Below are 18,981 nucleotides of genomic sequence, written 5' to 3'. Positions count from 1 at the left end.
TAACCTATGATAAATGAAAATCCTTATGTAGTAAGTTTTGGTGAAGTTCTTTGGGATATTTTTCCACAGGGTTCAAAAGCGGGAGGTGCGCCTTTCAATGCTGCATATAATATTTACAAGTCCGGAACCGATGTTAAAATGCTCAGCAGAATCGGGAATGATGAATTAGGCGAAAAATTGTTGGAACAGATAAAAGGGTGGGGAATTACTACAGATTATATCCAGATTGATGATAAGCATCCTACAAGCACCGTTATTGCGAAAATCGATGAGCATAATGAAGCAACTTATGATATTGTAAATCATGTAGCTTGGGATTATATCGAATTTTTGCCTGAGCATGAAGAACTTATTTCCAACGCGGAGGCTTTTGTTTTCGGTAGTTTATCGGCAAGAAATGAAAAGACGAAGCAAACTCTTTTCAAATTATTAGAATTCGCCAAACTGAAAATATTTGATGTGAATTTCCGACCACCATTCATCGATATCGATTTGATTAAAGAGCTTCTTCATAAAGCGGATATCGTGAAAATGAATAAGGCTGAAATGAAGCAGATCATGCAGTTTTTGAGCGAAGAATATAAAAGCGAGGACGAAAGTGCGGCGTATATTCAAAATCATTTCGGAATCAGAGAAATCGTATTGACCAAAGGGAGTAAGGGCGCGAGATATTTTGTGGAAAATCATAACTACGGATTCACGGCAGTTCCTATCACGGTTGTAGATACAGTGGGTAGTGGCGATGCTTTTCTTTCAGGTTTTATCTCTAAAAGAATTCAGAATAAAAATGCTGAAGAAATCATGACAGAAGCTATTTCTTTGGGAGCTTTTATAACTTCAAAAGCAGGTGCGTGTCCGGATTATGACCGAAAAGAATTTGAAGTTTTCAAATCGAAAAATTTTATTTAAACTTAAAATAACTTAGAAAAATATAATGAATTCAGCGAAGTTTACAGAAAAGAAGTATATCATTGTTTTATCTTTCGTTACTTCATTGTTCTTTTTTTGGGCAATTGCTTTAACGATGGGAGATGTTTTGAACAAGCATTTTCAAAATGTTTTACATATTTCTAAAGCAAAATCGGGGCTCGTGCAGCTTTCTATTTTTGGAGCATATGCCCTGATGGGAATCCCTGCCGGACTTTTTATGAAAAAATTCGGGTACAAAAAAGGAGTTATTTTAGGACTGGTTCTATTTGCCAGCGGAGCATTTTTATTTGTTCCTGCGGCAGATAATTCATCTTTTACATTTTTTAGAGTTGCTTTATTCATCCTAGCTTTAGGAATGGCAACTTTGGAAACGGTAGCGCATCCTTTTGTTGCGGCGTTGGGAGATGAGAGAACAAGTGATCAAAGGGTAAATTTTGCTCAATCTTTCAATGGTTTAGGTGCTATTATGGGGCCTTTGTTGGGCGGAATCTTCATTTTTGGAGGTTCTGGCGAAGACAGTTCTTTAGATTCTGTTAAAAGTTTGTATACTTGGATTGGGGTGATTGTCTTGGTTTTAGCCATCATTTTTTTCTTTATCAAAGTTCCTGAATTAAAAGATCCCCATGCCGAAGAAATTGAATTGGCTGAACACGCCGCTGGTGAAAATCATGAAACAGCAGTTGATTCTAGCGCGCCACTTTGGAAACAGAAACATTTTGTATGGGCTGTGGTTGCACAGTTTTTCAATGTAGCAGCGCAAGGAGGAACGTGGGCATTTTTCATTAATTACGGAGTTGAAAAGATGCATTTCCAGGAAACAGAGGCTTCATATTATTTCTCGTTGAGTATGGCGATGATGATGATCGGAAGATTTATCGGAACGCTTTTAATGAAATATATTGCTCCTAATAAAGTATTAGCGATTTTTACAGCATGTAATATTGTTCTTTGTTTAATTATTTCACAAAGCTTCGGTTGGGTTTCATTCATCAGTTTGATTTTGCTAAACCTTTTCTTAAGTGTAATGTATCCTACAATTTTCAGTTTAGGATTGAAAAAGTTAGGCGGAAAAGTGGCACAGGCTTCTTCATTCTTGGTAATGGCGATGTTTGGTGGGGCATTTTTCACACCGATCATGGGAGTAATTGCTGAAAAAGATGTGGCTCATTCTTATCTGTTGCCAATTATCTGTTATGTAATTATCGTTTTATTTGCCTTAAAGTTCTATAAACCTAAAACTTCCAAATAAGCAATGAAAAATAAAGTTCTGAAAGGCTGTTTTTGGATATTTATTCTAATCAGCCAGGTGAGCTATGCCCAAATCCAGATTACGAATAAGAAATTTTCATTCGGAACAACAGGCAGAATTGGTGTTGGGTATTCTCCCAACGCAGACGGGCGTACAGGTAGGCAATTGAATCTCGATAATCAGGGATCTTTGGGAGGAAGGATGGATCAGGGGGATTATGTAGATTTTTTACCCGCTTTTCATTTTACGCCCGTGGTGGGTGGTGACAGTACGAAAAGTACAAAGATTGATATGCAGGCAAGATTGAGCTTTTATTCGGGAGGTACTTTTCTAGGAAATGTAGATACAAAATCTAACCGAGGGATGATTATCGCTTTGCCGGAAGCCTTTGTGGAAGCAAGAAATATTATGGGAAGCGATTGGGATGTTTGGGCAGGATCTCGATGGTTGAGATATGATGATGTGCATATTGCAGATTATTTTTATTTTGATGATCACTCGGCGACAGGTTGGGGAGTTAGGCATAAAAATACAAGATTTTCCATGTTTTTTCCTGCTGTTATAGATACTGCTGCAAGCAATTCTACGCCTTATTCTTATACAAATATCATCAGTGGGGCAAAGAATTTAATTTACAGACAACGGGAAGTTTTTGTATTAGAACATACGATTCCTTTTAAAAATAATGCTTTGAAATTTTTAGCAGAATTTCATACCGTTGATAAATCCGGCAAAAATTCTGTAGAGCAATATCCTGCTGATCGTGGTTGGGTATTGGGTGCCAAATTGAATACAGGTTTGAAAACGAAACTTCCAGGATCTTTCAATCAGATTTCATTACGTTATGGAAGCGGGATTGCCAATGGTGGAGATGCCGGAAATACCCAAACTTGGAGAACTTATGGAGCACCGGATGAACAAACAGGAAAATACAACGGTGCATATTCCTTAACAGCGGTTGAACATATTTTGTTAAATCTTTCAAACAGATGGTCATTAAATGCGTATGCCGTTTATACACAAAGTAAAGGAGGTTCCGACAGTAATAATAAAGCCGTTGATTATTATAAAAGAGATATTTTCAATAAAAAATCTGAGTTTAATACCGGTGTAAGGGCAACGTATTATTTCAATAATTGGTTTCATATTTTATCAGAATTACACTATGCAATTCGAAAAGACGGAATACAAGATCCGGCATCGATGATGAAACTGGTGTTGGCACCCACAATTGTTCCTACAGCAGAAAGAAGCGTTTGGGCAAGGCCACACATCAGGTTTATTGCCGAACTATCAAGATATAATGATCAGGCAATGAATTCACTTTATTCTCCATTTCTACAGCAATCTGGCGCTAAAAGATTCGGAACGTATTTAGGAGTGAGAACGGAATGGTGGATATTTTAATTAAATACAACTAAAATTTACAATGAATATAAAATTTGGGACATCACTTCTTTCGTGGATTACGCCTGTCTGGACACCTGAAGCGGGAAAATATGCCATTGAGAAAACAGCACAATCAGGATTTGATCTTATTGAAATTCTTCTTCCGACATCAATGGATTTTAATTCTATGGAAGTTAAAAAGCAATTGAATGCAAACCATTTAGAGGTCGTTTGTTCTTTAAACTTACCAAAAGAAGCGCATATTGCCTTTTATCCGAAGGTTGCTGAAAATTTAATTAAACAAGCGATTGATAAAACATCTCAGCTTGAAACAAATTTGTTGGGAGGGGTTCTGCATGGCGGAATCGGAGCTTTTTCAGGAAATCCTTTAACGGAAAATGAAGCGGAAGTTATTGTGGAAGTCTGGAGCAATGTCGCAGATTATGCGAAAGAAAAAGGAGTAAATATAGCGATTGAACCCATCAACAGATATGAAAGTTATGTCTGTAATACGGCTCAAAATGTTTTAGATTTAATTTCAAAAACCGGAAAAGATAATTTGTTTGTTCATTTAGATACTTTCCACATGAATATTGAGGAGAATAATTTTTATGATCCAATTATTGCTGCAGGTAAAAAATTAAAGCATATTCACATCACAGAATCACACCGTGGAATGCTGGGCGAAGGAACCGTAAATTGGAATGAATTGTTTAAAGCTTTAAAAGAAATCGATTTTGAAGGAAACTTAGTTTTGGAAAACTTTTCATCATCAATTCCCGGAATGCAGCAGATGGTTTCACTTTGGCAGAAATCTCCATACGAAGCCGAAGAACTGGCCATAAAAAGTTTACAATTTATGAAGAATTATTTCTAACTTTATTATATTCTGAAGCCTTTCGAATCTTTTCGGGAGGCTTTTCTTTTAAAATAACTTCACTTTTTGAGGTTAAAAATAAATGTTTCTTGATAAGTTTTCGGTTTAAGCAGGAAAGACCGATTTTGTTTTAGTAACTTTGCATTTCGTAAAATAGTTTTTATGCATAAAGCAGGATTTGTAAATATAGTTGGAAAGCCGAATGCGGGAAAATCTACACTTCTTAACCAGTTGATGGGAGAGAAGTTGGCGATTGTTACCCAAAAGGCGCAAACAACAAGACACAGAATTTTTGGAATTTATAATGAAGAAGACCTTCAGATCGTATTTTCGGATACTCCGGGAGTATTGGATCCGAAGTACGGCTTGCAGGAAAAAATGATGGATTTTGTGAAGGATTCTTTGCAGGATGCAGACGTTTTTCTTTTTATTGTAGATGTTACCGATAAGGCGGAACCTTCAGAATTTTTAATTGACAAGCTGAATAAAATTCCGGTACCGGTTTTATTATTATTGAATAAAGTAGATCAAACGAATCAGGAAGGATTGGAAAAATTGGTCAACGATTGGCACAACAGAATTCCAAAGGCGGAAATTCTTCCTATTTCTGCGTTAAACGCTTTCAATACAGAAATCATTTTGCCAAAACTGAAATCTTTATTGCCGGAAAGTCCAGCATATTATGATAAAGATATGTATACGGATAAGCCTGAAAGATTTTTCGTAAATGAAGCGATTCGCGAAAAAATCCTTTTAAACTATGATAAAGAAATCCCTTATTCAGTAGAGGTTGTAACAGAACAGTTCAAAGAAAAGGAAGGAATTATTTTCATCGATTCTATTATTTATGTAGAAAGAGATACCCAGAAAGGTATTTTGATCGGTCATAAAGGAGAAGCTATCAAGAAAGTAGGAACAGAATCAAGAATAGATCTTGAAAAGTTTTTTGCCAAAAAAATTCACTTAAACTTATTTGTAAAAGTGAAAAAAGACTGGCGAAAAAATGACAGAGATTTGAAGAATTTCGGATACAGATAGACTAAAAAGTCAATATTCATCGTTGTATTAAAAGATTTTTATTATCTTTAAATTTAAATTATACACGAAATGAACTATTCAAATTCAAAATCCAACCCGATTTATATAGATATCATTTTATTTATTGTAAGATTATTTATTGGGTATGCGATGATTTCACACGGGTTTTCTAAACTGCAGATGTTGTTTAATGATGGACAAATTCAGTTTTTCGATTTCTTGGGTTTAGGTCCGAAAATTACGTTGATTTTAACGATTTTTGGTGAATTTGTTTGTTCGATATTCCTTATTTTAGGATTATTTTCAAGAGTTGCTTTAGGTTTCCTAATCTTTACAATGGTGATCGCCGGATTTGTAGTTCATGGCGCAGATCCTTTTGAAAAAAGAGAATTAAGTTTAATTTATTTATCGGTGTATTTATTGCTAATGACCTTCGGAGCAGGGAAAATCTCCGTAGATTATATGATCGAGAAGCGTAAAAGAGCAAACGACTGGTAAGAAATTAAAATTTAACCATACAAAAGAGGCTGTTACAAACAGTCTCTTTTTTTATGCACAGAAAATGCTTATTTTCGTAAAAAATGAAATATTATGAAGATAAAGCTGACTATTTGCCTTCTTGCGTTTCTTAATTTTTATGACGCACAAGAAAATATTGCTTATCAAAAGCCATCTGCCGAGATTTTAAAATTAGCAGATTATGAAAGACCGCCAAGCGTTCTGATGAACAGTAAAAAAGACTGGATCGTGTTTACCTACCGTCCCACCTACAAAACGTTGGAGGATCTTAGCCAGCAGGAAATGAAGTTGGGAGGTTTAAGGATCAACCCTGTAACCAATATTTCAAGCACGGTTACTTATTTGAATAATCTGAAGATTAGAAAAATGAGTGACAAAAATGAAGTTCAGGTGAAAAATTTACCTGCAAACCCTAAAATCACGTACACTTCATTCTCTCCGGATGAGAAAAAGCTTGCCTTTACCAATACCACAAGCAAAGGGGTAGAACTTTGGATCGTAGATCTGGAGACGGCAACCGCTAAAAAAGTGACAGCAGATAATCTGAATGCCAATTTAGGAGTTCCTTATGTTTGGTATAAAGATTCTCAAAGCTTTTTAATTAAAACACTTCCGCAAAACAGAGAAGCATTGATCGATGCAAGTAAAGATTTGCCAACGGGTCCAATTGTTTCAACGGCTGACGGAAAAGTTTCGCAAAACAGAACCTATCAGGATTTGCTGAAGAATCCTCAGGATGAAAAGAATTTTGAAATTCTTACGTCTTCTGATATTTATAAAGTTGATTTTAACGGAGGTTTAACGAAAGTAAAAGATAAGGACTTGTATTCAAGTGTAAGCTTTTCTCCAGACGGGAATTACCTAATGGCAACAACGATTAAGAAGCCGTTTTCATACATCGTTCCTTTGTACAGATTCCCGATGACGACTACCGTTTACGATGCTAATGGAAATGTGGTAAAAGTGGTAAATGAAGTTCCGCTGAACGAAATTATGCCTAAAGGGTTCTCTTCTGTAAGACAAGGGAAAAGAGATATGGGATGGAGAAGCGATGCACCTTCAACATTAGTATATGCTGAAGCATTAGATGGTGGAGATCAGTCTAAAACGGCAGATTTCAGAGATGAGATTTTCACTTGGGAAGCACCATTCAATAATGCTCCGAAATCATTCTTTAAAACAAAACAAAGATATGGCGATGTAAGCTGGACGAATGATCATTACGCGATTGTTTCAGAAAGTTGGTACGATACAAGAAATATAAAATCTTTCCTGATTGATCTGAATAATAATGAATCAAAAGTAATTGATGACAGAAATTATCAGGATGTTTACAGCGATCCGGGAAATTTTAATACTACTAAAAACCAATACGGAAGATATGTGGTAGATATCAAAGGTGGAAAATCTTATCTTATCGGTGATGGTTTCACAAAAGACGGTCAGCATCCTTTCATCGATGAAATGGATATGAAAACGTTGAAGAAAAAAAGACTATATACTTCAAATGTAAAAAACACCAAAGAGGAGATTATTGATATTTTAAACCCATCAAAAGGGGAGATCTTAACGACACAACAATCGGCAAGTCAGTATCCAAACTATTTCAAGAAAAGTATTAAATCTAATAAAGCCGAAGCCGTTACCAATTTTGCCAACCCTTTTGAAAGCATCAAAGATGTATACAAAGAAGTAATCACGTATAAAAGAAATGACGGAGTTACTTTAACAGGCACTCTTTATCTTCCGGCAAACTATGACAGAAAAGCGAAGAAAGAAAAACTTCCTTTGCTAATTTGGGCGTATCCTACAGAATATAAAGATAAAAATACCGCAGGACAGAACACCCAAAATCCGAATGACTTCACATTCCCGTATTACGGATCATTTGTGTACTGGACGACGAAAGGGTATGCAGTGCTTGATGATGCTTCTTTCCCAATCATCGGGGAAGGAAAAACAGAGCCGAATGATACTTTCATTACGCAGCTGGTGGCCAACGGAAGAGCGGCTATTGATGCGGTAGATCAATTAGGATATATAGATAGAACCAAAGTTGCGGTGGGAGGTCACTCGTATGGTGCGTTTATGACGGCTAACCTTTTAACACATTCTAAAGACTACGCGTGCGGAATTGCAAGAAGTGGTGCTTACAACAGAACATTGACGCCATTTGGATTCCAGAGCGAGCAGAGAAATTACTGGGATGTTCCGGAAATCTACAATACGATGTCTCCGTTTATGAATGCCGACAAAATGAAAACCCCAATGTTATTGGTGCACGGTGATGCAGACAATAATCCGGGAACATTTACATTGCAGACGGAAAGATATTTCCAGGCATTGAAAAACCTTGGAGCTCCTGTTAAAATGGTACTTTTACCAAAAGAAGCTCACGGATATGCAGCAAAAGAAAATATCCTGCATTTGCTTTGGGAACAGGATCAGTTCTTAGAAAAATGTTTGAAGAAATAAAATAGTAAAAACTCGTTCCATAAGAACGAGTTTTTTTATGAAGATATTTTATTTGCAATTAGAACTAATCACCAAAAGTTTGTCATTCTGAAAGAATCTCTACATGAATTATGATGCTTAGATTCCTGCGGAATGACAAACTTTATCTATTTATTAATAAGAACTTAAAATTTAAACTACACATACTCCAAAACATCCTTAATACTTTTAAACTCCATAAAACGTTTATGCTCCAGATTCTTTTCATATTGCTCGTGGCTCCAAGTGACATGGTAAGGAATATGCGCAGCAAATCCGCCAATTTCTAAGACAGGTAAAATATCAGATTTAATAGAATTTCCCAACATCAAAAAATTTTCAGGTTGGCAATCCAAATGTTTCAGCAGTTTTCGATAATCGCTTTCTTTTTTATCACTCATGATCTCGATATGATGAAAATAATCCTGTAATCCGGAGTTTTTTAATTTACGTTCCTGATCCAGTAAGTCGCCTTTTGTCGCAACAATTAATCTGTATTTTCCTTTTAAATTTTCCAGTGTTTCATGGACGCCGTCTAACAATTCGATTGGTTTTTGCAGCAACTCATGACCGATTTCAATAGTTTTATTGATGAGGTTCAGCGATGCCATATTGTTAGAAACGCGACAAACCGTTTCTACCATGCACAACATAAATCCTTTTACGCCATAGCCATACAATTCAAGATTTTGCATTTCAGTTTTAAATAACTCTTGAGAAACAGAATGTTGCGGCAAATAATCTTCCAGCAAACTACAAAATTGTTGTTCCGCTTCGTGAAAATAAGGCTCATTGATCCAAAGTGTATCATCGGCATCAAAAGCAATCGTAGTAATTGAATTATTCATATTATATTCACTTTAGTTTTTGTATTTTTCTGCCGACAAAATTCAGAATAAATAATAACCCGCGAAAGGACATTTGTCCCGGATAAAATTATGTTAAGAACCAATCAGCCATTTTTAGATTATTTAGATTCACTTTTTACGAATCAGCAGCATAAAGATAATATTGTTTTAAAGTCTTATGAGAAAGGAGAGAAACTGCTCACACAGAATGAAGTTTCAACAAAAATAATGCTCGTAAAGAGCGGAATTACCAAATGCTTTTTCGTTGAAGAAAATGATAAAGAATATATCGTAGAATTCTTGGGAAAAGGAGAGATCATTGGCGAAATTGAGATGTTGAAGAATGTTTCGTGTCTTTGCAGCATTGAGGCGATTACTGAGGTCATAGTATATTCTATGACGATTCCTTATTTCCGGTCTTTGATTAAAAGTGATCTTACTCTCAATAATTTGTTGCTTGATGTTTTTGCTGAACGTATCGTTAATACTTCAAGCAGAGCATCTTATCAGCAATTGCATACTACAGAGCATACTTTGTCTCAACTTTTGGAAGTGAAATCCAAAGAAATGGAAATTTCAAAAGAAGATATGGCAGCTTATCTTGGAATTACGGTGAGAAGTTTGAATCGTGCCCTGAAGGAGCTTAAAGAAAATGAAGAAGCTGAATAATTCGTTTATATAGAACGAAAATCTTCATGTATCTTTGCAGAAATATGCTGTCATAAAAAATGGAAGAACTTACATTCAGGAATGCAAAATCAGAAGATCTGAGAAGAATCGTTGAAATCTACAATTCTACCATAGAATCTAGAATGGTAACGGCAGATACCGAAGAGGTTTCTGTGGAAAGCAGACAACAATGGTTTAGTGAGCATAATCCTGAAAAAAGACCACTTTGGGTAATCGAAGATCCTGAAAAAAATATGGTGGGATGGGTGAGCTTTTCGTCTTTTTATGGCAGACCAGCTTATGATGGAACGGTGGAAATCAGCATTTATATGGATGAAAATTTCAGAGGAAAAGGCTACGGTAAAAAGACCTTGCAATATTGTATAGATCATGCCGGAAAATTCGGGGTAAAAACTTTATTAGGTTTTATATTTCTTCATAACGAACCAAGTATAAAACTTTTCCAATATTTTGGATTCGAAGATTGGGGAATACTTCCAAATGTGGCCGTTCTTGATGGAGTAGAACGAACATTGAAAATTTTAGGAAAGAGAATTGATTAAGTGAAAAGAATCATTCTACAAAATGATTTTTAAATACACTCACTCTCCCTTAAAGTAAGTAACTCAAAAAGATCCGTCTGAAAGTATATTTTCAAACGGATCTTTTTATTGTAGATCTTTATAAGCCTTTATCTGTTATTTATCCTTAAATATTGGAGCTTTGTCCTTTTCTATATAGATATATCTGTTTTTAATTGCTTTCTGAAGCATTCCTTTTTTGCGATTAAGCTCCGCAATACTTTCTATGGTTTCATTTTTAAAAGATGGTTTATCTCCTTTTTTTATCCCTTCAGCCAAATCTTTGGTGGGATTGGCATAAAAATCTTCTATAAAAGTATTGAATTTAGCATGAGTAGTCGCTAAAGCGGGTTTCCCATAATGAGTTTCAACAAAATTAGAAGTGTCGTAAGTCTGAGGAAGTTTTGTGTTGTTGATGAGCTTGTAAATGAAGTTTTTGTCGGTATCCTCTACAAGAAAGATCAATCCTGGAAGTCCGCGGAATTTGTAAGGACCTTCTTTGATGTTAATATCATTCGAGAACCAGGCGATCCAGCTTCTGCCGCCAAAATCAGCAGTCGCTTTTTGTAGTTTGTAACCATTGTATTCCTGAGTTTCAGAAGATAAATTCCATTTAATATCATCATCGGATTTTATAACAAAATATTCAAAGAAATCACGATACTGATTGTTTTTTGAAGAATTTAGTTTGCGGCTAAGCACCTGATCGGTCTTTGTACTGTATCTGGAAACTGCTTCTTGAAGACTTTTGTTGACAGAATCGTACTCCGCGAATTTTTTATCATAAAATTTTACAGATTCTGGATTGATATCGAGATTCATTAAATCTTTTCGATATTCTTCAGAAGCATCTCTTCTGTATTGTAACTCATATGTGAATCTGTTGGTTTGTGATTGGTAAAAAGAGGCAATACATAAACCCAGCAGAAGCATTATTTTTCTCATTCTTTAGTTTCTGATTTTATAGTTTTTAAGGAAAGCAAAGATAGAAAATATTCTTATTTGATGGGCGCTTTGAAAGAATTGATAAATAAAGAAGCGATCTATAATATAAAAATAGACCGCCTCCGATAAAATAATAAATAAACTTTTTAAACATTGGCGTTTCCTTCCACACCATCAGAATTATCCGTTTCTTTTCCGGTAATCGCTGCAGCAACAAAAGTAAATAGACTTACCAATTTTCCTGCTTTGGTATCCCAGTAATATGTGTCTTTAGGTTGTACACGGATTATTGAAACATTGGGATCATCTTTTCCGTCGAACCACGCATTCGCCATGGGCGACCATTTGTCTTCGATGGTAGATTTATCTTTGTAAATCGAGGCTTCACCATATATAGAAAGATATTGAGAATTGCTGTTGTTCATAAAGAATAACTGAACTCTTTTGTCTTCTTTTATTTCAAAATTTTTGTTGCTGGCTTCGCTGCTGATAAACCAAAGATTTCCTTCATCATCGGTTTCCTGTAAACCCATTGGGCGAGAATTGATAGGAAGCGTATCTAACTCTGTACAAAACATACAGATTTTAGCTTTTTCTGAAAGTTCTTTGATTTTTTGAATCGCTTCAATGTGATTAAGATTTTCTGTTGACATAATATTGTATTTTAAGTGATTTGATGTAAAATTTATTTAAAATCAATTTTGATTTCTAGTTATTATTCAAATATGTTACCAAATGAAAATTTTAAAGTGTTAAAAAAATATTTACTATTGATAAAGAGAGCGAACGTGATTTGAATTTTGCAAATAATGATTTAGAATTTACAACACTTAAAATTGAAAGTTATTCTACCTTTGCTATGTAACTTAAAATACACAATATATGAACAATTTATCAAACAAAGTAATTCTTGTAACAGGCGCTTCTAAAGGTATCGGTGCTGAAGTAGCAAAAAAATTGGCGGAAGCAGGCGCTAAATTAATTGTAAATTATTCAGGAAGTAAAGCAGATGCCGATAATGTGGTTGAAGAAATAAAAAATAAAGGCAGTGAAGCCATTGCAGTTCAGGCAGATGTAAGTAAGGCTGAAGATGTGAAAAACCTTTTTGATCAATCTATTCAGCATTTTGGAAGGATAGATGTTCTGGTAAATAATGCTGGAATTATGATCACTAAAACTATTCAGGAAACTACGGATGAGGAATTTGATCGTCATTTTAATATCAATGTAAAAGGTGTTTTCAATACCCTTCGTGAGGCTTCTACAAAATTAGCAGATAATGGAAGTATCATTAATTTTTCGACTTCGGTGAATAGATTAATGCTTCCGGGCTATGCAACATACGTTGCTACAAAATCTGCTGTTGAGCAACTTACTAGAGTTTTTTCAAAAGAAATCGGTCACAGAGGAATTAATGTAAATTCTGTTTCTCCTGGTCCTACGGCAACAGCATTGTTTTTAAACGGAAAATCGCAGGAAACAATTGACAGATTAGCTTCGCTAAACCCTTTCGGAAGAATTGCAGAAACGGATGATATTGCAAATGTAGTAGTCTTTCTGGCAAGTGATGAAGCCAAATGGATCAATGCTCAAAACATCGGTGTAAACGGCGGAATGGCATAACGAAATAATTTGTTTCATTTTATATTTAACTATAAGCCCCGTCAGTTTTGCTTTTTTCGTAAAACTGTCGGGGTTTACTGATAGATTGTTTGAATGCCAAATAAAAGAGATTTAAATAAACTTAATCTGAAAATCCTAATATTTTGCAGTAATTTCGTGACTCAATTAAATTTTCAGGTACATGCAGATTGATTCTACTTCCCGTATTTCGCGTACGGTTATTTGGCTAATGTCAATTATTTCCGGACTCGTAGTGGCTAATAATTACTACAATCAACCTTTATTAGGACTTATTTCAAAAGATTTAAATATCACTGAAAGTGCAGCAGGAAAAATTTCTGTTTTAACTCAGTTGGGATATGCTGCCGGATTATTGTTAATCGTTCCTTTAGGCGATAAGTTTTTACGTAAAAAATTAATCTTAATCGATTTACTATTGGTTTTTGGATCTTTATTATGGATGACTTTTGCTACAGAATTATGGATGCTGTATGTTGCCAGTTTATTGATCGGAACCACTTCTGTGATTCCTCAATTATTTGTACCAATTGCAGCAGAACTTTCATCGGATGAAGAAAGATCCGGTAATATAGGCTTGGTGATGTCTGGATTATTATTGGGAATTCTATTATCACGTTTCGTCGGCGGAATTGTCGGAGAACTTTGGGGATGGAGAGCCATGTTCGGAATTGCGGCCGGACTCATGATTTTAGTCTGGTTTGCGGTATATAAGATGTTGCCTGAAATTCAGCCGAATTTCAAAGGAACTTATAAAGAATTAATGCAATCTGTAGCTAACCTGGCAAGAACACAGCCTGTTTTACAATTGGCTTCGTTCCGTGGGGCGATGGCTTTTGGATCGATGTGTGCCTTGTTCACAACTTTGGTTTTTCACATGGAAAAGCCGCCTTTCAATGCAGGAGCCTCGGTGGTAGGAAGTTTCGGATTGGCGGGAGCAGTAGGTGCTTTGGCTGCGGCAAAAGTGGGAAAGCTTCAAAAATATCTTGATATCAATCGCATTATTTTTTATTCTTTGCTGATTGTTTTGGGAAGCTGGGCATTCACTTATTTTGCTGGAGAAACGTATTGGGGACTTATTGTTGGTGTCATTCTGGTAGATCTTGGCGTTCAATCCAGTCATATTATGAACCAGACCAATTATTTCATGATTAAATCGAATGCGGTAAACAGATTGAATACGGTTTACATGGTTTCTTACTTCATTGGCGGTTCATTGGGAACATGGACGGCTTCTTTGGCGTGGCAACAGTCACAATGGGCTGGTGTTTGTACTGTAGGTGCAACGATGGGTGTTCTGGCATTAATTGCTCATTTGCTGTTTAATAAAAAGGTAAACGCGGCTAAATAATATTTTTTGTGGAAATCTGGATGACAAATGTTGTGGAAATTTCACAAATATTTATATAAATGACTGCATCCCTAACCCAGATCGAAGCATTTGTTTGAGCTCATTTTTATAGTTTCGGCGCGATGGCAAAGCCATCGCGCCGAAACTATAAAAATAGCGAGTGCGAAGAGCTGGAAATAGCTTCATCATTAAGAATTCAATATTTCATTAATTTTCAACAAGATTTTCTTCCTGAATTAAACCTTTATGTTTATTTCCCCATTGGCTCAATTGTTTCCAAATGGGGATCAATTCTTTAGCGATTTCCGTCATTTCATAATCTACTCTTGGCGGAACTTCTGCATGAACCGTTCTCGTTACCAATCCTTCTTTTTCAAGCTCACGAAGCTGAAGCGTCAGCATCCTTTCTGTAATGCCGGTAATTCTGTCTCTAAGTTCACTGAAACGTAATTTTCCGTGTTCCAATTTGCATAAAATCAGAAGTTTCCATCTTCCTCCGATTTTGCAAACCGCGTAGGTAAGATCACATTCAATAATATATTGTTCGTTGATGCTATTTGTCGAATTTTCCTTTCTTTTTCCCATTACTTACAAATTTGTTCGTACCATACAATTAGCTGTGTACTGTGCAAATGTATGACTTCTATTTAATTTTGCATTCAACTTTTAATTCAATATGAAAAAACTGATAGGAATTCTAATGATAATGGGATTAATATCCTGTAAAACAATAAACAATTATAAAATGAATACAGTACAACTCAATCCGGAAATAACTAAAATTATCGAAAATCTGCAAAAAATTCATGTTTTTGACGGAAAAGATATTTTGGATATGAGCAGGAAAGGATATGAAACGATGGCTCTTCAACTTGGCGGTAAGAAAGAGGCTGTTAAAGTAATTGAAGAATTTAAAATTTATCAAAATAACAACGAAACTCCCATCAGGATTTACAGACCAAACGAAAGTGAAAATGAGAAATCATCAGCTATTATTTATCTTCATGGCGGTTGGTTTATTTCCGGAAGCTTTGAAACCCATGATGCTATTGTCCGTCAACTTGCAAATACTACAGGCTCTGCCATTGTCTTTGTTGATTATCGTTTGGCACCCGAACATCCTTTTCCTGGAGGCTTTGATGATGCTCAATTCGCCACAGAATGGATTATTAATAATGCCGAAAAATTAAATTTAGATAAAAACAAGATCGGAATTATTGGTGACAGTTCCGGAGGAGCCTTGGCTACAAGTGTTTCTACGCAGTTGGGAGGTCAATTAAAATTTCAGGTATTGATTTATCCTGCCACTGATAATAAGTTGAATACACCATCGTGGAGCGTTTACGAAAATGGACCGATTATCAATAAAGAAGAGGGGATAAGAGCCTGGAAATGGTATTTGAACAATCCTTCCGATCAAAAAAATCCATTAGCCATTCCATCATTAATTAAAGACTTTAAAAATACGCCACCAACTTTCGTTTTATTGGCTGAACACGATCCGCTGCGTGATGAAGGGCAACAATTAGCAGAAAATATGAAAGCTTCCGGAATTGAGGTCGAAACAGTGGTTTACAAAGAGATGGTTCATGGTTTTATGCACATGGGGGCTGTTTTAAGAGAAACTAAAGAAGCAGTGCAGGAAATCGCAACATTTACGAAAGAAAAGTTAAAATAATTTCAGAGAATTTTACATGAAAAAATACGCATACATTGGCTTTTTAGGATTTCTAGCCGTTATTACCACAGAATTTGGAGTCATTGGAATTTTACCACAAATTGCCGAACATTACAAAATTAGCATCGATAAAGCGGGCTATTTATTAAGCGCTTTTGCTTTGGTAATCGCACTTACAGGTCCTTTTATGACTTTATTTACTTCGGGATTCAACAGGAAAAAAATTATGTTTACTTCCATTGCCATATTCCTGATTACGGGGTTTGTTTCCTCGTTTTCACCTCCGTTTTGGGTTTTAATGCTGGTTCGGATTCTTCCCGCTTTTTTACAGCCCGTTTATATCGCAACAGCCTTGTCAGTTGCCGTTTCTAATGCTGAAGAAAGTAAGAAAAATGAACTGATGAGCATTGTTTTCAGTGGAGTAACTGTAGCAATGGTTACCACGGTTCCTTTTGCTACCTGGATCTCAAGTTTGTGGTCTTGGGAATATTCATTTATGATTCAAACTGTTGTAAGCTTTATTGCATTAATCGTGATTTATTTTATGCTTCCTTCAATGCCTGTAAAAGAAAAGAAATCATACGGAACCCAATTAAAAATTCTTAGTCAGCCTACTTTTATTTTAAGTACGGCAGCCAATTTTTTCATGATTACTGCGTGGTTTTCAACGTATAGTTATTTTGCTGATTATCTGAATAAAGCGAAGGGAATGAATGAAACAATGGTAAGTTATATGCTATTTATTTTTGGAATTATCGGAGTTATCTCGACTTGGTTAGCTGGAAAAATGCTTAATAAAAATGTAACTAGAACCACAGCCTTTTTTCTTTCGGGAACATTAATTATTCCTGTTTTACTGTATTTTTCAAATGGAAATTTATTATCGACCATTGTGGTCATCGGAATTTGGGGTTTCATGTACTCACCAAGCTTCCTGAATGCTTCTACTTACATGATCTCATGCGCACCCGATTCTCTTGAATTTGCAAACAGTTTGGCAACTTCATTCGGGAATTTAGGGGTAACATTAGGAACCACTTTAGGCGGCTGGATGATCGTAACTAATGGGGTTGAATACAATCCGTGGATTGGCTTCGTGTTTGGTATTTTGGCTTTTTTAATGATGATGCTAAGAAGTTTTTACGAGAAAAAAGAAAGCAGAATATTGGTTTGTAGAGAATAAAATATATTGTTAAATCACTACCTTTGACAGCAGATTTCAGCAATAAAGTTGATTAAATTTTAATCTTAAATTATATATGATAATTGTAAACGAAGGACAGCAGTTTGAGATTTCAGAAACCCTTTTTGTTTTCGCTTTAGACTCAGAAGCGGGAAAAGTGTTTGATGATAAAAATAAATTGGTCACAGGTATCGGAAAAGTAAATGCTGCGATGGAATTAACGAAAGAAATTCACCGTAAAAAGCCAAAATTAATTGTTAATTTAGGTTCGGCAGGAAGTAAAAATTTTCATAAAGGAGACGTAGTTTGCTGTACAAAATTCATTCAGCGGGATATGGATGTAAGAGGATTAGGATTCAGTTTGTATGAAACTCCGCTATCTGGAATTCCACCTGTTTTAGAATATGGTTTACAAAAAGAAAACCTTCCTGAAGGTATCTGTGGTAGCGGTGATAGCTTTGAAATGAATCATTCTGAAACTGCCTATAATATTGTTGATATGGAAGCTTATCCATTAGCTTTGATTGCAATGAAAGAAGAGATTCCTTTTCTTTGTTTAAAGTATATTTCGGATGATGCAGGAAGTGAGGCGGCAGACGATTGGTCTGTTCAGGTTCATTTGGCATCAGAAGCTTTTAATAAAATTTTATTTTCATAAATTCATAAGATCTGGAGAATTTTCTTCAGATCTTATTTTTGTTATTATTATCTTGTATTTAAATGTTTTAGAGAAAATTTTTAATGAAAATCAATTTTTATAAGCCTAATCATCCCATCTTGAAAAAGTATATCGAAGGATATTACTTCATGGCAAAAGATGATAATGATGAACCTTTGAAATATTGTACTTTTCCCGATAATTACTTCATTATTTCGGCTTGTCAGAATATTACTTTCTCCCGAGAAAATAATACTATTGAAATTGATTGTTCTGAAGAAGAAAATCTCATTATAGACTTTGTTTCCCGTTGCAATTTGCCTGTGGAAGTTCATTATAAAAAATCAATTAATGAAGTAACTGTTTATTTTAAACCGTTGGGAATTTATCATTTTTTTGAAGCGAATGAGACTCAGTTTTTACAGAATGAAATAATTTCTTCTGATTTTGAAGAATTCATGAAAAATATTTTAAATGAAACTGATCAGAAAATTCAAATTGAAAAATTGGAAAATTACTGGCTCTCAAAATTTCAGGAAAAAGATTTAGAAAAAATTGAAAAAATTATAGAAGATTTAGATTCTGATTTAAATATTGAAAAAATAGCAAAAAAGCATCAAATTTCCCGTCAGTATTTAAATAAAATCTCTACAAAGTATTTGGGAAAACCAGCTTCAGAATTTAGAAAAATCCAACGTTTTAGAAATTCAGTAAATCAGAATAAAAATGTTAAAAATTTAACAGAACTTTCTTATGAAAATCTTTTCTATGATCAATCGCATTTCATTAAAGATTTTAAGGATTTAACGAAAATTCAACCGAGAAAATTTTTCGAAAAAGTGAATACAGAACAGAAAAATATTTGGCTTTTTATTTAGTTTCCATTTTTACAATTTTAATCATTTTCATTGAAATAATTTTGCTTAAAATAA

The 18,981-nt window shown here is 35.0% G+C and carries 19 protein-coding genes; 15 read left to right on the top strand and 4 right to left on the bottom strand.

The window, feature by feature from the left end:
- The first annotated feature begins 6 nt into the window (after positions 1 to 6).
- The 7 genes from OXQ85_RS07300 (at position 7) to OXQ85_RS07270 (ending at position 8,477) form a co-directional block, all read left to right on the top strand.
- Complete coding sequence (locus OXQ85_RS07300; protein WP_267403169.1) at positions 7 to 909, top strand: carbohydrate kinase; 903 nt, start codon at positions 7 to 9, stop codon at positions 907 to 909.
- A gap of 25 nt (positions 910 to 934) precedes the next feature.
- A complete protein-coding gene (fucP, locus tag OXQ85_RS07295) occupies positions 935 to 2,179 on the top strand; it encodes an L-fucose:H+ symporter permease (RefSeq protein ID WP_267403168.1) in 1,245 nt (414 codons plus the stop codon).
- 3 nt (positions 2,180 to 2,182) lie between these two features.
- Positions 2,183 to 3,586, top strand: coding sequence for a carbohydrate porin (locus OXQ85_RS07290; protein WP_267403167.1), 1,404 nt, complete (start codon positions 2,183 to 2,185; stop codon positions 3,584 to 3,586).
- Positions 3,587 to 3,608: 22 nt separating this feature from the next.
- Positions 3,609 to 4,445 (top strand): sugar phosphate isomerase/epimerase family protein, encoded by an 837-nt coding sequence (locus OXQ85_RS07285; RefSeq protein WP_267403166.1) that lies wholly within the window; start codon positions 3,609 to 3,611, stop codon positions 4,443 to 4,445.
- Positions 4,446 to 4,607: 162 nt separating this feature from the next.
- Positions 4,608 to 5,483: a GTPase Era gene (gene era / locus OXQ85_RS07280; protein WP_267403165.1), complete on the top strand. Its 876-nt coding sequence runs from the start codon at positions 4,608 to 4,610 to the stop codon at positions 5,481 to 5,483.
- A 69-nt stretch (positions 5,484 to 5,552) separates the two neighbouring features.
- Positions 5,553 to 5,981: a DoxX family protein gene (locus tag OXQ85_RS07275; protein WP_267403164.1), complete on the top strand. Its 429-nt coding sequence runs from the start codon at positions 5,553 to 5,555 to the stop codon at positions 5,979 to 5,981.
- Between the two features lie 93 nt (positions 5,982 to 6,074).
- Entirely contained in the window at positions 6,075 to 8,477 is a 2,403-nt protein-coding gene (locus OXQ85_RS07270; RefSeq protein WP_267403163.1) for a prolyl oligopeptidase family serine peptidase, read from the top strand.
- Between the two features lie 176 nt (positions 8,478 to 8,653).
- Here OXQ85_RS07270 and OXQ85_RS07265 read toward each other — a convergent pair whose 3' ends face one another.
- Positions 8,654 to 9,343 carry an HAD family hydrolase gene (locus OXQ85_RS07265; protein WP_267403162.1) on the bottom strand — a complete coding sequence of 230 codons (690 nt, stop codon included), beginning with the start codon at positions 9,341 to 9,343 and terminating at the stop codon, positions 8,654 to 8,656.
- Between the two features lie 90 nt (positions 9,344 to 9,433).
- Between OXQ85_RS07265 and OXQ85_RS07260 the strand changes: the two genes are divergently transcribed.
- Both OXQ85_RS07260 and OXQ85_RS07255 read left to right on the top strand, forming a co-directional pair.
- Positions 9,434 to 10,012: a Crp/Fnr family transcriptional regulator gene (locus tag OXQ85_RS07260; RefSeq protein ID WP_267403161.1), complete on the top strand. Its 579-nt coding sequence runs from the start codon at positions 9,434 to 9,436 to the stop codon at positions 10,010 to 10,012.
- A 59-nt stretch (positions 10,013 to 10,071) separates the two neighbouring features.
- The gene (locus OXQ85_RS07255) at positions 10,072 to 10,575 is read left to right on the top strand and encodes a GNAT family N-acetyltransferase (protein ID WP_267403160.1); all 504 of its coding nucleotides are present in this window, start codon (positions 10,072 to 10,074) and stop codon (positions 10,573 to 10,575) included.
- A 135-nt stretch (positions 10,576 to 10,710) separates the two neighbouring features.
- On the opposite strand, the gene OXQ85_RS07250 is transcribed toward OXQ85_RS07255, so the two are convergent.
- On the bottom strand, positions 10,711 to 11,538 hold the full coding sequence (locus tag OXQ85_RS07250; RefSeq protein ID WP_267403159.1) for a GLPGLI family protein: 828 nt from the start codon (positions 11,536 to 11,538) through the stop codon (positions 10,711 to 10,713).
- 146 nt (positions 11,539 to 11,684) lie between these two features.
- On the bottom strand, positions 11,685 to 12,191 hold the full coding sequence (locus OXQ85_RS07245) for a pyridoxamine 5'-phosphate oxidase family protein (RefSeq protein ID WP_267403158.1): 507 nt from the start codon (positions 12,189 to 12,191) through the stop codon (positions 11,685 to 11,687).
- A gap of 229 nt (positions 12,192 to 12,420) precedes the next feature.
- Here OXQ85_RS07245 and OXQ85_RS07240 point away from each other — a divergent pair, with 229 nt between their 5' ends.
- Complete coding sequence (locus OXQ85_RS07240; protein ID WP_267403157.1) at positions 12,421 to 13,161, top strand: SDR family oxidoreductase; 741 nt, start codon at positions 12,421 to 12,423, stop codon at positions 13,159 to 13,161.
- Between the two features lie 181 nt (positions 13,162 to 13,342).
- Positions 13,343 to 14,530 carry an MFS transporter gene (locus OXQ85_RS07235; RefSeq protein WP_267403156.1) on the top strand — a complete coding sequence of 396 codons (1,188 nt, stop codon included), beginning with the start codon at positions 13,343 to 13,345 and terminating at the stop codon, positions 14,528 to 14,530.
- Between the two features lie 207 nt (positions 14,531 to 14,737).
- On the opposite strand, the gene OXQ85_RS07230 is transcribed toward OXQ85_RS07235, so the two are convergent.
- On the bottom strand, positions 14,738 to 15,115 hold the full coding sequence (locus OXQ85_RS07230; RefSeq protein ID WP_267403155.1) for a helix-turn-helix domain-containing protein: 378 nt from the start codon (positions 15,113 to 15,115) through the stop codon (positions 14,738 to 14,740).
- A 160-nt stretch (positions 15,116 to 15,275) separates the two neighbouring features.
- Between OXQ85_RS07230 and OXQ85_RS07225 the strand changes: the two genes are divergently transcribed.
- The 4 genes from OXQ85_RS07225 to OXQ85_RS07210 all read left to right on the top strand — a co-directional run bounded on the left by OXQ85_RS07225 (position 15,276) and on the right by OXQ85_RS07210 (position 18,927).
- Positions 15,276 to 16,208, top strand: a complete 933-nt coding sequence (locus tag OXQ85_RS07225; protein ID WP_267403154.1) for an alpha/beta hydrolase — start codon at positions 15,276 to 15,278, stop codon at positions 16,206 to 16,208.
- Positions 16,209 to 16,224: 16 nt separating this feature from the next.
- On the top strand, positions 16,225 to 17,391 hold the full coding sequence (locus tag OXQ85_RS07220) for an MFS transporter (RefSeq protein WP_267403153.1): 1,167 nt from the start codon (positions 16,225 to 16,227) through the stop codon (positions 17,389 to 17,391).
- A gap of 76 nt (positions 17,392 to 17,467) precedes the next feature.
- Positions 17,468 to 18,049: a 5'-methylthioadenosine/S-adenosylhomocysteine nucleosidase gene (locus tag OXQ85_RS07215; RefSeq protein ID WP_267403152.1), complete on the top strand. Its 582-nt coding sequence runs from the start codon at positions 17,468 to 17,470 to the stop codon at positions 18,047 to 18,049.
- An 83-nt stretch (positions 18,050 to 18,132) separates the two neighbouring features.
- Entirely contained in the window at positions 18,133 to 18,927 is a 795-nt protein-coding gene (locus OXQ85_RS07210) for a helix-turn-helix domain-containing protein (RefSeq protein ID WP_267403151.1), read from the top strand.
- Positions 18,928 to 18,981 lie beyond the last annotated feature (54 nt).

It is taken from the genome of Chryseobacterium sp. GM_Chr_2 (assembly GCF_026540445.1).
Classification (GTDB): domain Bacteria; phylum Bacteroidota; class Bacteroidia; order Flavobacteriales; family Weeksellaceae; genus Chryseobacterium.
This window is presented reverse-complemented; position numbering and strand designations above follow the sequence as displayed.